General features: G+C 61.9%; 12 protein-coding genes. 7 read left to right on the top strand and 5 right to left on the bottom strand.

Features of this window, described 5'->3' with window-relative positions; translation table 11 throughout:
• Positions 1-161: 161 nt before the first annotated feature.
• Positions 162-1,028 (bottom strand): transcriptional regulator HexR, encoded by an 867-nt coding sequence (gene hexR, locus C6A77_RS00105; protein WP_003253273.1) that lies wholly within the window; start codon positions 1,026-1,028, stop codon positions 162-164.
• 103 nt (positions 1,029-1,131) lie between these two features.
• On the opposite strand from hexR, the gene zwf reads away from it, so the two are divergent.
• From zwf to C6A77_RS00130, 5 genes are all read left to right on the top strand, one after another.
• Positions 1,132-2,574 carry a glucose-6-phosphate dehydrogenase gene (gene zwf / locus C6A77_RS00110; RefSeq protein ID WP_114167540.1) on the top strand — a complete coding sequence of 481 codons (1,443 nt, stop codon included), beginning with the start codon at positions 1,132-1,134 and terminating at the stop codon, positions 2,572-2,574.
• 88 nt (positions 2,575-2,662) lie between these two features.
• On the top strand, positions 2,663-2,977 hold the full coding sequence (locus C6A77_RS00115; RefSeq protein WP_114167541.1) for a hypothetical protein: 315 nt from the start codon (positions 2,663-2,665) through the stop codon (positions 2,975-2,977).
• 130 nt (positions 2,978-3,107) lie between these two features.
• Positions 3,108-5,294, top strand: a complete 2,187-nt coding sequence (gene uvrD / locus C6A77_RS00120) for a DNA helicase II (RefSeq protein WP_114167542.1) — start codon at positions 3,108-3,110, stop codon at positions 5,292-5,294.
• A 279-nt stretch (positions 5,295-5,573) separates the two neighbouring features.
• Positions 5,574-6,422 (top strand): TIM44-like domain-containing protein, encoded by an 849-nt coding sequence (locus C6A77_RS00125; RefSeq protein WP_114167543.1) that lies wholly within the window; start codon positions 5,574-5,576, stop codon positions 6,420-6,422.
• 115 nt (positions 6,423-6,537) lie between these two features.
• The gene (locus tag C6A77_RS00130) at positions 6,538-6,945 is read left to right on the top strand and encodes an SMI1/KNR4 family protein (RefSeq protein WP_114167544.1); all 408 of its coding nucleotides are present in this window, start codon (positions 6,538-6,540) and stop codon (positions 6,943-6,945) included.
• Positions 6,946-7,020: 75 nt separating this feature from the next.
• Here the strand turns inward: C6A77_RS00130 and C6A77_RS00135 are convergent, their stop codons facing one another.
• A complete protein-coding gene (locus C6A77_RS00135) occupies positions 7,021-8,781 on the bottom strand; it encodes a cation:proton antiporter (protein WP_114167545.1) in 1,761 nt (586 codons plus the stop codon).
• Between the two features lie 352 nt (positions 8,782-9,133).
• Here C6A77_RS00135 and C6A77_RS00140 point away from each other — a divergent pair, with 352 nt between their 5' ends.
• The gene (locus C6A77_RS00140) at positions 9,134-9,619 is read left to right on the top strand and encodes an acyl-CoA thioesterase (RefSeq protein ID WP_003260046.1); all 486 of its coding nucleotides are present in this window, start codon (positions 9,134-9,136) and stop codon (positions 9,617-9,619) included.
• On the opposite strand, the gene pdxY is transcribed toward C6A77_RS00140, so the two are convergent.
• On the bottom strand, positions 9,616-10,488 hold the full coding sequence (gene pdxY / locus C6A77_RS00145) for a pyridoxal kinase PdxY (protein WP_114167546.1): 873 nt from the start codon (positions 10,486-10,488) through the stop codon (positions 9,616-9,618). The genes C6A77_RS00140 and pdxY overlap by 4 nt on opposite strands.
• A 120-nt stretch (positions 10,489-10,608) precedes the next feature.
• On the opposite strand from pdxY, the gene C6A77_RS00150 reads away from it, so the two are divergent.
• Positions 10,609-11,001 (top strand): DUF3301 domain-containing protein, encoded by a 393-nt coding sequence (locus C6A77_RS00150; protein WP_013974846.1) that lies wholly within the window; start codon positions 10,609-10,611, stop codon positions 10,999-11,001.
• Here C6A77_RS00150 and C6A77_RS00155 read toward each other — a convergent pair whose 3' ends face one another.
• On the bottom strand, positions 11,002-11,973 hold the full coding sequence (locus C6A77_RS00155) for a CobW family GTP-binding protein (protein ID WP_114167547.1): 972 nt from the start codon (positions 11,971-11,973) through the stop codon (positions 11,002-11,004).
• Positions 11,974-12,055: 82 nt separating this feature from the next.
• On the bottom strand, positions 12,056-13,264 hold the full coding sequence (zigA, locus tag C6A77_RS00160) for a zinc metallochaperone GTPase ZigA (RefSeq protein ID WP_114167548.1): 1,209 nt from the start codon (positions 13,262-13,264) through the stop codon (positions 12,056-12,058).
• Positions 13,265-13,301: the final 37 nt, after the last annotated feature.

Below are 13,301 nucleotides of genomic sequence, written 5' to 3' on the forward strand. Positions count from 1 at the left end.
AGATAGGATGCGGGAGTTTCAGACTGGCGTTGGCGGTTTACCGTTTGGCGGTGGAATGGTGACAGAACAGTGAATTTTGTAGCGCCTGCGCCGACTTCAAGAAGTGCACAACTCCTGTGGGAGCGGGCAAGCCCGCGAAGAGGCCTGCACAGGCAACACTATCAGTCGTCGGTAGCCTTGATCGACTTCGGCGACAGGCGCAGGCTGCGCAAGCTGCGCTTCACGCTCTTGAGGTGGTTGACCAGGCTCGGCCCGCGCGCCATGGCCACGCCCATGGCCAGCACATCGATGACTACCAGGTGGGCGATACGCGAGGTCAGCGGGGTGTAGATTTCGGTGTCCTCATGCACATCGATCGCCAGGTTGACCGTCGACAGCTCGGCCAGCGGCGTCTGGCTGGGGCACAGGGTGATCAGGTTGGCACCGCTCTCACGCACCAGGTTGGCGGTAATCAGCAGGTCCTTGGAGCGGCCCGACTGGGAAATACAAACCGCCACATCGCCTGGCTTCAAAGTTACTGCCGACATCGCCTGCATGTGCGGGTCGGAATAGGCTGCCGCACTGAGCAGCAGGCGGAAGAACTTGTGCTGGGCATCGGCCGCCACCGCACCCGAGGCGCCGAAGCCATAGAACTCCACACGCTGCGCCTGGGCCATGGCGGACACGGCCTGCTGCAGCGCCTGTGGGTCAAGGTGCTCGCGCACTTCCATCAGGGTGTGCAGGGTGGTGTCGAAGATCTTCAGGCTGTAGTCGGCAACCGAGTCGTCTTCATGGATGGCGAACTGGCCGAAACTGGCCCCGGCGGCCAGGCTCTGCGCCAGCTTCAGCTTGAGGTCCTGAAAGCCCGAACAGCCGATCGCGCGGCAAAAACGCACGATGGTCGGTTCGCTGATACCTACGCTGTGCGCCAGATCGGCCATGGAACTGTGCATGACGGCAGCCGGGTCGAGTAGCACGTGGTCGGCTACCTTGAGTTCCGATTTGCGCAGCAGGTGGCGCGATTGGGCGATATGTTGCAACAGATTCACGGGCTGGACTCGGTTATGATCGGCTGGCCGGGTTGTAGCTTTCTTGTAGTTATACTACATGGACGCCAACCCGCCCAGTTAAACGAACGTGGAGCGTGGTGGTTTGACTATTCCTTGCGACATTCTGGTCTTCGGCGGCACCGGCGATCTGGCCCTGCACAAATTGCTCCCGGCGCTCTACCACCTGTATCGCGAGGCCCGTCTGAACAATGCCGTGCGGATCATCGCGCTGGCGCGACGCAACCTGCCACGTAACGATTATCTGAAACTCGCCGAACGCCATTGCCGAGCACAGATCGCCCGCAACGACTTCGACGAAGAAGTCTGGCAACGGTTTTCCGCGCGGGTCGACTATTTCGCCATGGATGCCTCGCAAAGCGCCGACTTCGGACGCCTGGCGCGTTACCTGGGCGAGCCCGGCGGCCTGACGCGTATCTTCTACCTGGCCACCGCGCCCAACCTGTTCGTACCGATTGCCAATCACCTGCGCAATGCCGGCCTGGCCGACAGCGAAGCGCGCATCGTGCTGGAAAAGCCGATCGGCCACTCGCTGGAATCGGCTACCGCCATCAACGAAGCGATTGGCTCGGTGCTGGCAGAAAACCAGGTATTCCGTATCGATCACTACCTGGGCAAAGAGACCGTGCAGAACCTGATGGCCCTGCGCTTTGCCAACGCCCTGCTGGAGCCGGTGTGGCGCAACAACCAGGTCGACCATGTGCAGATCAGCGTTTGCGAGACCCTGGGGGTGGAAAACCGCGGCGCCTACTACGACCGCGCCGGCGCGACCCGCGACATGCTGCAGAACCACCTGCTGCAGCTGCTGTGCCTGGTGGCCATGGAGCCCCCCGCGCAGTTCGAAGCCGAAGCGGTGCGTGACGAAAAGGTGAAGATCCTGCGCGCCCTCAAACCCATCACCGGCCAGGACGTCCAGGACAAGACCGTACGCGGGCAGTATGGCGCCGGCCGCATCGGCGGCCAGGAAGTACCGGCCTACTACTTCGAAAAGGACGTCGACAACGACAGCGACACGGAAACCTTCATCGCGATCGAGGCGCACATCGACAACTGGCGCTGGGCCGGGGTGCCCTTTTACCTGCGCACCGGCAAGCGCATGGCGCGGCGTTCATCGCAGATCGTCATCCAGTTCAAGCCGGTGCCCCACGAGCTGTTCAACGGTGGCCAGGTCAACCAGCTGCTGATCCAGCTGCAACCGGACGAACGCATCAGCCTGCGCATGATGACCAAGAGCCCGGGCAAGGGCATGCGCCTGGAGCCGGTGGACCTGGACCTGAACCTGGCCCAGGTGTTCAGCCAGACGCGTCGCTGGGAAGCCTACGAACGCTTGCTGCTGGATGTGCTGGAAGGCGACTCGACGCTGTTCATGCGGCGCGACGAAGTGGAAGCGGCCTGGGCGTGGATCGACCCGATCATCAAGGGCTGTGAAGAGCACTTTCAGGCGCCGCGGCCGTATCCGGCAGGCAGTAACGGGCCGGAGCAAGCCAATAGCCTGCTTGCCAGGCATGGCAGACATTGGCATAGCTGAAGCACTGCCCTGCTCCCTGTGGCCGGTAAACGGCAGAGAGTAGCCCTCGCGCGCTGGCGCTACTTTCAATCCGAAACAGGAGCAGACAATGGCCACTATCACCAACCTCGTTGCAATCAATGACATCGCCAATGGTGAGCAGGTTTTCCGGGTGCACGGCACCGTTACCGTCAACAACCCGGCCATCGAACCCGTGCTGGTCGAACCCAAGATACGCCACCGGGGTGGCTGGGAAGTGCTGGAGCTTCAACTGCTGGATAGCGGTGGCATTGCCCCGCAGGTGCTGACCGACAAAACCGTGCTGTTCGAACGTGCCGGCGGTACCGGCTGGAAGACCCTGGAAGTGATCCACGCCGACGGTTCGCAGCGCTGCGATATACGCACCATTGAGGCAGTCGACTGATTTGCAGGCTGACCGGTCGCCCAGGTGGCGGCCCGGCAGCTGTCAGCGGCTCGATCAACGGGCACGCAAAAGGTGAATATTCATACAGTAGAGGTTTGCCCCATTTCCTGCCGCGCCCTAGAATGGCCCGATGCGCACAGACGACCTCTCCCTCCTGCTGAACTCTCTCAACGATGCCCAACGCCAGGCCGTAGCGGCCACGCTCGGGCGTCAACTGGTGCTTGCCGGCGCCGGTTCCGGTAAAACCCGCGTGCTGGTGCACCGCATCGCCTGGCTGATCCAGGTGGAGCAGGCATCGCCGCATTCGATCCTGTCGGTGACCTTCACCAACAAGGCCGCGGCAGAAATGCGCCAGCGGATCGAGCAACTGCTGGGGATCAACCCGGCGGGCATGTGGGTCGGCACTTTCCACGGCCTGGCCCATCGCCTGCTGCGCGCCCACTGGCAGGAAGCGCGGCTGGTGCAGAACTTCCAGATCCTCGACAGCGACGATCAGCAGCGCCTGATCAAGCGGGTGATGCGCGAGCTGGGCCTGGACGAGCAGAAATGGCCGGCACGCCAGGCCCAGTGGTTCATCAACGGGCAAAAGGACGAGGGCCTGCGCCCGCAGCATATCCAGGCCGGGGGCGACCTGTTCCTGTCGACCATGCGCGACGTCTATACCGCTTACGAGCAGGCCTGCGAGCGCGCCGGGGTCATCGACTTCTCCGAACTGCTGCTGCGCGCTCTGGACCTGTGGCGCGACCACCCCGGCCTGCTGGAACACTACCAGCGGCGCTTCCAGCACGTGCTGGTAGACGAATTCCAGGATACCAACGCCGTGCAGTACGCCTGGCTGCGCCTGTTGGCGCGCGGTGGCGCCAGCCTGATGGCGGTGGGCGATGATGACCAGTCGATCTACGGCTGGCGCGGCGCCAAGATCGAGAACATTCACCAGTACACCGCCGACTTCCCTGACGCCGAAATGATCCGCCTGGAGCAAAACTACCGCTCCACCGGCGGCATCCTCAAGGCAGCCAACGCGCTGATCGCCAACAACAGCGGGCGCCTGGGCAAGGAGCTGTGGACCGACATGGGCGAAGGCGAACCGCTGACCCTGTACGCGGCCTACAACGAGCACGACGAAGCGCGCTACGTGGTGGAAACCATCGAGAGCTTGGTCAAGCAGGGCAATGCGCGCAACGAAATTGCCATTCTGTACCGCTCCAACGCCCAGTCGCGGGTGCTGGAAGAAGCCCTGCTGCGCGAGCGCATTCCTTACCGCATCTATGGTGGCCAGCGCTTCTTCGAGCGTGCCGAAATCAAGAACGCCATGGCCTACCTGCGCCTGATCGAAGGCCGCGGCAACGATGCTGCCCTGGAACGGGTCATCAACGTGCCGCCGCGCGGCATTGGCGAAAAAACCGTCGAAGCCATCCGCGAGCACGCCCGCCACAGCCAGCTGTCGATGTGGGAAGCCATGTGCCAGCTGCTGGCTGCCAAAGCCTTGAAAGGCCGTGCCGCCAGTGCCCTGGGTGCGTTCATCGAGCTGATCGAGGGGTTGGCTGCCAAGGTTGTGGACATGCCCCTGCATACCATGACCCAGACCACCATCGAGCAGTCCGGGCTGATCATCTACCACCAGGAAGAAAAGGGTGAAAAGGGCCAGGCACGGGTAGAAAACCTTGAGGAACTGGTCAGCGCCGCGCGCAACTTCGAGGCCACCGACGAAGACGCCGACCTTTCGCCACTTTCGGCATTCCTCGGCCACGCCTCGCTCGAGGCCGGCGATGCCCAGGCCGACGAGCATGAAGACAGCATCCAGCTGATGACCTTGCACAGCGCCAAGGGCCTGGAGTTCCCGTATGTGTTCCTGGTGGGCATGGAAGAAGGCCTGTTCCCGCACAAGATGAGCCTGGAAGAACCCGGCCGCCTGGAAGAGGAACGCCGCCTGGCCTATGTGGGCATCACCCGCGCCATGCGCCAGTTGGTGATGACCTACGCCGAAACGCGCCGCCTGTATGGCAGCGAGACCTACAACAAGGTGTCACGTTTCGTGCGCGAAATTCCGACGGGCCTGATTCAGGAAGTACGCCTGTCCAACAGCGTCAGCCGCCCGTTCGGCGGAGCCAAGACCGCCACCAACAGCAACCTGTTCGCCAATGCCAGCATTCCGCAGACCGCGTTCAATCTCGGCCAGCGTGTGCAGCATGCGGTGTTCGGCGAAGGCGTGATCCTCAATTTCGAGGGTTCCGGCGCCCAGGCCCGGGTGCAGGTGAATTTTGCCGAAGGCAGCAAGTGGCTGATGCTGGGGTATGCCAAGCTCGAGGCCATCTAAAAGCCTGCGCAGGTACTTTAGTGGGAGCGGCCTTGTGTCGCGAAAGGGCCGCAAAGCGGCCCCACGATAGAGGCTTTGGCGCTGATATCTTGGGGCTGCTTCGCAGCCCTGTCGCGACACAAGGCCGCTCCCACAAGTATTGCGCCAGCATTCCGAGGGCAGGTCGTGCCGGGCTTGTAACATTCAGGCAAAAGCTCGAAACATTATGTCGCTGGTCATGTGCCCGGGAACCTGTGCACCATGACGCGCGTGCAATCCACAACAGGGGATATCCCACTTATGCAACGTTTTCTTAGCATCGCTCTGGCGCTCTGCGTCGGCTTGACGCTGAGCCTGGACGCCAACGCCAAACGTTTCGGCGGCGGCAAGAGCTCGGGCTCCGCGCCTATTCACCAGACCCGCCAGGCCACGCCAACCACGCCTGCCGCCGCGCCGACCGCACCTGGCCGTGCCGCTCCGGCCGCCAGCGGTGCTTCGCGCTGGCTGGGCCCACTGGCCGGCCTCGCCGCCGGTGGCCTGCTGGCTTCCATGTTCATGGGCGACGGTTTCGAGGGCTTCCAGATCATGGACTTCCTGATCGTGGCGCTCATCGCCTTCCTGGTGTTCCGCTTCATCGCCGCGCGCCGTCGCCAGCAGCAGCCGCAAATGGCGATGCCGGGCCACGCGCCGATGCAGCGTGAAGCTCACGCCCAGCCTGCCCAACCGTCGATCTTCGGTGGTTCGGCTGCACCTGCAGCCGCCCCGGTGATCAACGCTCCGGCCTGGTTCAACGAGCAAAGCTTCCTGGCTGCCGCCCGTAACCACTTCCAGGCGCTGCAGCAGCACTGGGACGCCAACGAGATGGACAAGATCGCCGAATTCGTCACCCCGCAGATGCTCGAGTTCCTCAAGCGCGAGCGTGCTGAACTGGGTGATGGCTTCCAGTCCACCTACATCGACAACCTGGAAGTGCAGCTGGACGGTGTCGAAGACCGCGCCGACCGCACCGACGCCACCCTGACCTTCCGTGGCGTGTCGAAGAACTCGCGTTTCGACCAGGGCGAAGTGTTCAGCGAAAGCTGGCACATGGTTCGTGCCCAGGGCGAAAACCAGCCTTGGCTGGTGGCCGGTATCCGTCAAAACGGCTAACCGCTGCGTGTTGCACAAAAAACCCCGGGCCCTGGCCCGGGGTTTTTGCTTTTGCCAGACTGGCCTACTAGGGTATAACGCGCAGCGTTGTCATCTAGGTCAGAGGAAGTGAACCGTGGAAGAAGTGATCGAACAACTCCGTGAAGCCAATCAGCCGGTACCGGTACCCCTGGAGCTTCCCGACGAGGACCAACTGGTCGAGATTGAAGAGCAGCTGTTCATCAATATTCCATTCGTGTTCAAAGAGTTTCTGCTGACCGTCAGTGATGTGGTGTATGGCTCACTGGAACCGGTGACCGTCACCGACCCGCAATCGCATACCTACCTGCCGGATGTCGCCGCCAACGCCTGGGATGCCGGCGTGCCGCGCGACCTGATTCCGCTGTGCCAGGACGGCGACAACTACTACTGCGTCGAAGAAGACGGCACTGTGGTGCTGTGGGATGCCGATGAGGAAATTGTCGGCGAAGAAAGCTGGGAGTCGGTGTGGCACTGGGCGCGGGATGTCTGGCTGGAGAGCTGACCTCGATCGCTGACTGGATGCAGTACCTGTGGGAGCGGGCGCGCCCGCGAAGAACCCGGCGCGCCGCTGCCACAGTCAGTGCGAACTCTCGCGACTGTTCTCCAGCGTCTCCAGCAAGGCAATCTGCATGCGCGTGTGCACACGGATGAACCAGCGCCACAGTAAAGCCACCACCACCGCAGCCACCACGGCGATCACCAGCAGCAACTCGCTGGTCGGCAGGATGCTCGCCGACAATGCCGACAACAGCAGGAAAATCACCAGCAGCGACAACAGTGGGATCACCTCGGCGATCACACGGCGCACCCGCTGGGTATGCCGCCCGGCCATTTCCGGTTTCACCCCCATCTCCGCCAGCAGCATCGACAGCGCCTTGAGCTTGCGGTAGGCGGCGATCAGGAACGGCAGCGACAGCAACAACGCTGCCCCCCAGATCAGTGCTTTCTGCTGGCTGGCATCGCTGACCCACTCGCTGAGCCAGTTGCCGATCCGCCCGGCAAAATAGCCACCACTGAAGAAGATGGCGATCACCAGTGCCAGGTTGACCCCCACCTGCAACAGGATGCGCCGGATCATCGCCGCCAGCATGGCGCTCTCACCCTGCGGCTGGATGCTGCGCAGCCATTCGCCATACAGCGACAACACCCGCGCCAGGCGGCCGGGCACTACCCTGCCCAGCTTGAGCGAGAGTGGGTCGGCGGCACGGATCAGGTAAGGCGTGAGCAGCGTTGTAATGGCCGATACCGCCACGGCTACCGGATAGAGGAAATCGCTGGTGACCTGCAGGGTCATGCCCAGCGCAGCGATGATGAAGGAAAATTCGCCAATCTGCGAAAGCCCCATGCCCACCCGCAGCGAGGTGCGCCCGTCATTACCGGCAATGAACGCGCCCATGCCGCACGACAGCATTTTCCCCAGCACCACGGCCAAGGTAATGACCACGATCGGCCAGGCGTAGTCGACCAGTACACCGGGGTCGATCATCAGGCCGATGGCGACGAAGAAAATTGCGCTGAACAGGTCGCGTACTGGCTCGATCAGGCTCTCGATCTTCAGCAACTGGCGCGATTCGGCCATGATCGCGCCAATCAGGAAGGCGCCAAGCACCATGCTGTATTCCAGCTTCACCACCAGCAGGCAGAAGCCGAAGCACAGGCCCAGCACGGTAATCAGCAACATCTCGTTGCTTTCGAATTTGGCCACATAGGCCAGCAGCCGCGGCACCAGCAGGATGCCGATGACCAGCGCGACGATCATGAACAGCGACAGCTTGCCAACCGTGGAGAACACCTCGCCCGAACTGACCGTGCCACTGACGGCGATACCCGACAACAGGGCGATGATGCCGATGCCGAGGATGTCCTCGACGATCAGGACGCCGAAGATCAGCTGGGCGAAGCGCTCGTTCTTCATCTTCAGGTCGTTGAGTGCCTTGACGATGATAGTGGTCGAGGAAATTGCCAGAATGGCACCGAGGAACAGCGAATCCATGGTGTTCCAGCCGAACCAGCGGCCGATCTCGAAGCCGATCCAGATCATCAGCACGATTTCCAGGAACGCCGCGATGAACGCCGTGGCACCAACCTTGAACAGCTTGCGCAAGCTGAACTCGAGGCCCAGGCAGAACATCAGGAAGATCACCCCCAGCTCGGCGAGGATCTTGATCGTGTCTTCGTCGTGGATCAGGCCGAACGGTGGAGTGTGCGGGCCAATGATGAAGCCGGCGACGATATACCCCAGCACGACGGGTTGCTTGAAGCGGTGAAAGAGAATGGTAACCACGCCAGCAACCAGCATGATGACTGCCAGGTCCTGGATAAAGCTGATGGCATGCATGGCGTGATACTCCTTTTCTCGTCCGTTGCTGAATGCCTGGGCAGACCGCTCCTCTGCCAAGGCAACCCTGAGCGAGCAGCAAGTACATACTGTTTTGAATGCAGAGAACGCCCAAATTGCATGGGCGCAATCAGGTTAACATCGCGCCCTGCCGCAAAAAGGCGGTGCAATATGCAGAAACAGATCGGCCGGAAAAGCGCCGCTGATGGCATGAACGGCGTGACGATGGAGCGTCAGCCAACGTCCCGTATCAGGAAGGAAAATTCACAAGAGGGGAATAGAAGTGTCTGTAGATAACGACCCCCAATGGCCCCATTCGCCCGATTCAGCGCAACCTCACCGTGAGCACACTATGGAACCTGGAAACGCCCAGCTGAGCATGACCGTCCTGATGACCCCGGACATGGCCAACTTTTCTGGCAACGTACATGGCGGCACCCTGCTCAAGTACCTCGACGAAGTGGCTTATGCGTGCGCCAGCCGCTATGCCGGCAGCTATGTGGTCACCCTGTCGGTAGACCAGGTGATTTTCCGCGAGCCCGTGCATGTGGGGGAGCTGGTGACCTTCCTGGCGTCGGTCAACTACACCGGCAACACCTCGATGGAGGTGGGCATCAAGGTGGTGACCGAAAACATCCGCGAGCGCTCGGTACGCCATTCCAACAGCTGCTTCTTCACCATGGTCGCGGTCGACGACAACCGTCGGCCGGTGCAGGTACCGCCGCGCCAACCGCAGAGCAGCGAAGAAAAGCGCCGCTTCCTGCAAGGCCAGCAGCGCCGGCAAATCCGCCAGGAGCTGGAAAAACGCTATCAGGACCTGAAGACCGACGCCATTTAAAGCGCCAAAAGCTGTGCCTCGAAGCGCACCCGTGGGTGCGCGATGCGGTCCTGGGCCCGCACCAGTTGCAGTTCGTAGCTGGCGCAGGCCTGGGTTTCCAGCAGCACTTCGTGCACCGCCGCGGCAGTGAATTCGAACGCCTGCAACCAGCTGTCGCCGAGCAGCACGCGGGCCAGGAACAAGCCTGAGGTCAGGTCACCCACCCCCACTGGCTGCCGTGGGAATACCAGCAGCGGCCGGCGCAGGTGCCAGCTGTGCTCGGCGGTCACCAGCAGCATCTCGAACTGGTCAGCGGCACGCCCGGGGTAGGCCAGGTGCTTGACCAGCACCACCTGCGGCCCGCGCGTCAGCAGGCTGCGCGCCATGTGCACGCAGTCTTCCAGCGATTGCGCGCGGCGCCCGCAGAAGCTGTCCAGCTCCAGCTGGTTGGGGCAAAGGATGTCAGCCGTGGCGGCTGCCTCATCGAGCAGGAACTCGCTGACCTCAGCGGGCACGCTGCAGCCCTTCTCCGGGTGCCCCATGACCGGGTCGCACAGGTACAGGGCCTTGGGGTTCACCGCCTTGATCCGCGCCACCCCCGCCAGGATCGCCCGCCCTTGCTCGGCACTGCCCAGGTAGCCGGACAGCACCGCGTCGCAGTGGCCCAGCTCGCCGATATTGGAAATGCCTTCCACTAACGCAGGAATTTGCGCTGGCGCAAGCACTTCACCCGCCCACTGGCCATACTGTGTGTGATTGGAAAATTGCACGGTATTGAGCGGCCAGGCATTGACCCCGATACGCTGCATGGGAAACACCGCGGCGCTGTTGCCGGCGTGGCCGAACACCACATGGGACTGGATGGCGAGCAGGTGCGGAGTACGTTTCATGCAGGTGGGTTCCAAAGCGGTTTCAGGGATTGTGCGCAGCGCAGTATGAACTTGATTGCCACCTGTACGACAGGCCAGGGACGCAGTTAAGCTGGATCGACCTGTTTGGAGCAAACGCAAATGTTGACCCTGGAAAACCTCTTCGTCCTGATGCTGGTCGCCACCGCAGGCGCCTGGTTGTGGCACAACCACGGGTTGCGCGAAAAAGCCCTGGAGCGGGTCAAACAGCATTGCGCCAAGCTTGACCTCGAACTGCTCGATGATGCGGTTGCGCTCAAGCGCATCGCCTTTGTCCGTGACGCCAATGGCCGCAAGCGCCTGGCGCGCGTCTACGCCTTCGAGTTCACCGTTACTGGCGAGCAACGCCACCCCGGTACCGTGACCCAGTTCGGCGCCCACAGCGTACAGATCGAACTGGCACCCTACCCGTTCGAGATCAAGACCCCTCCGCGCGCCGACAATGTCATCGAAATGCAGCAGTGGCGCCAGGAGCACAACCGCTGGCGTAACTGATCAGCTGACGCGGCAGTCGCTCAAGCCGGCCTGCAGTGCGGGTTGCGATTGCGGCTGATCGAAAATCAGCTCGATGCGGGTATCCCTGCGCCAGTCGCTGGGCTGCCATATCGGCATCTCGCCATCCAGGCCATTGAATGACTGCCAGCCTTCCACACTGTGGATAACCCCTTTGGCGCGGCGCCATGGCCAGGCGCGCAGGAACGCCAACAAGCGCTGTGGATAAAACTGCTGGCCTGGATGCCAGCGCCAGCCAATGCTCCAGCCTCCTTCGCCTTGCTGGGCCAAACAGATCGGTTGGGCGGGGTCGGTCCATAGCGCTGGTGGGGTATTCATGAGGTTATCGATAAGCTTGTTATCCACAAGCAGGCGTTGATCGACGCCTGTGGCTGCAAGCGGAAGATCCGACAGAGATAGCTGCCCATGGACGGTCCAGAGTAGCTTCTTGCCAATCAACCGACTACTTATCAACAGCCGGGAATCTTCATGCACAGCTTCCGATTTGTTTAACACCACAGTTTCGCAAGCTTCGAGCGCTTGCTGTTGCGCCTCTGGCAGCAACGCGCCCTGGACCATCGATTGTGCATCCACAACCATCAGCAACGGCTGAACTGCCAGCACGCCAGCCCAAGGGGCTTGCTGCAACTGGGTGAGCAACTGCAACGGATGGCCCAGCCCGGACGGTTCTATGAACAGCCGGTCGGGCCGGGACTTGCGCAGCAGCCGGCCCAGGCCTACCTGGAACGGCATGCCGTTGACGCAGCACAGGCAGCCACCGGCGACTTCGCCGATGGCAATACCGTCTTCGTCACGGCTGAGCAAGGCCGCATCCAGGCCTACCAGGCCGAATTCATTGATCAATACGGCCCAGCGCTCATTGGTCGGGCGCTGAGCCAGCAGATGGCGAATCAGTGTGGTCTTGCCGGCCCCCAGCGGGCCGGCAATCACATGGGTGGGGATGTTCTGCAGCATGGGTGACTTCGGGCGGTGGTGATGCCTCACTATGCGCTGTCAGGCTAGCCAGTCAAGGCTGAGCAAGGGCTTGCGTGCCGGTTCAGGCTGCCGCCTCTTCATGCCATGGGCCGAACGGATCGGGCAGACGCAACCAGCCCATGAAGCCCAAGTCCATTTCTTCATCGGTCAACAGGCACGCATCAAGCTCTGTGGATAATTTTTCGAAATCGATGTTCTGCCCGATGAACACCAGTTCCTGGCGACAATCCCCGCTCTCGGCAACCCAGTTTTTCAGGATCGCAGCGGTGTTATCCACATCTTGCGGCCACTGCTCGCGCGGCACGAAGCGCCACCAGCGCCCTGCAAGGCCGTGGCGCATCATACCGCCGGCCTGGGACCAGCTACCTGCCTCCTGATACTTGCTGGCCAACCAGAAGAAACCTTTCGAACGCAGCAATCGGCCATTGCTCCAAGGCCTGTGGATAAAATCGAAAAAGCGTTGTGGATGAAGCGGGCGCCGGGCCTGCCAGGTGCTGGCGGCAATGCCGTACTCTTCGGTTTCCGGCACATGCTCGCCACGCATTTCCTGCAACCAGCCCGGTGCCTGGGCCGCTTGGTCGAAGTCGAACAGGCCAGTATCGAGGATGCGCCCCAGCGGCACCTGGCCCATGACCATCGGCACGATCTGCGCGCGGGCGTTGAGGCTGCGCAGAATTGCCATGAGTTCTTCGCGCTGGTGCTGGCTGATCAGGTCGATCTTGCTCAACAACAGCACATCGGCGAACTCGACCTGTTCGATCAGCAAGTCAGTGATCGAGCGTTCGTCATCCTCACCCAAGGTTTCGCCACGGCTGGCCAAGCTGTCTGCCGCCTGGTAGTCCGCCAGGAAATTCAGGCCATCGACCACCGTTACCATGGTATCCAGGCGGGCCATATCGGAAAGGCTGCGGCCCTGCTCATCTCGGAAGGTAAAGGTCTCGGCCACCGGTAATGGTTCAGAGATACCCGTGGACTCGATCAGTAGATAATCGAAACGCCCCTCTTCGGCCAGCCGCGCCACTTCCTCGAGCAAGTCCTCACGCAGCGTGCAGCAGATGCAGCCGTTGCTCATCTCCACCAGCTTCTCCTCGGCGCGGTTGAGGCTGACGTTACGCTGCACCTCGCTGGCGTCGATGTTGATTTCACTCATGTCGTTGACGATGACCGCGACGCGCAGGTTGTCGCGGTTACGTAGCACATGGTTGAGCAAGGTGCTTTTGCCGGCGCCGAGAAAGCCGGACAGCACAGTGACAGGGAGACGGTTGGGCATGGCGAAACCTCTTCAGGCGAGCGCATTCGAAATGATG

This window comes from Pseudomonas sp. AFG_SD02_1510_Pfu_092 (assembly GCF_003331055.1).
In the GTDB taxonomy this organism is placed as follows: Bacteria; Pseudomonadota; Gammaproteobacteria; order Pseudomonadales; family Pseudomonadaceae; genus Aquipseudomonas.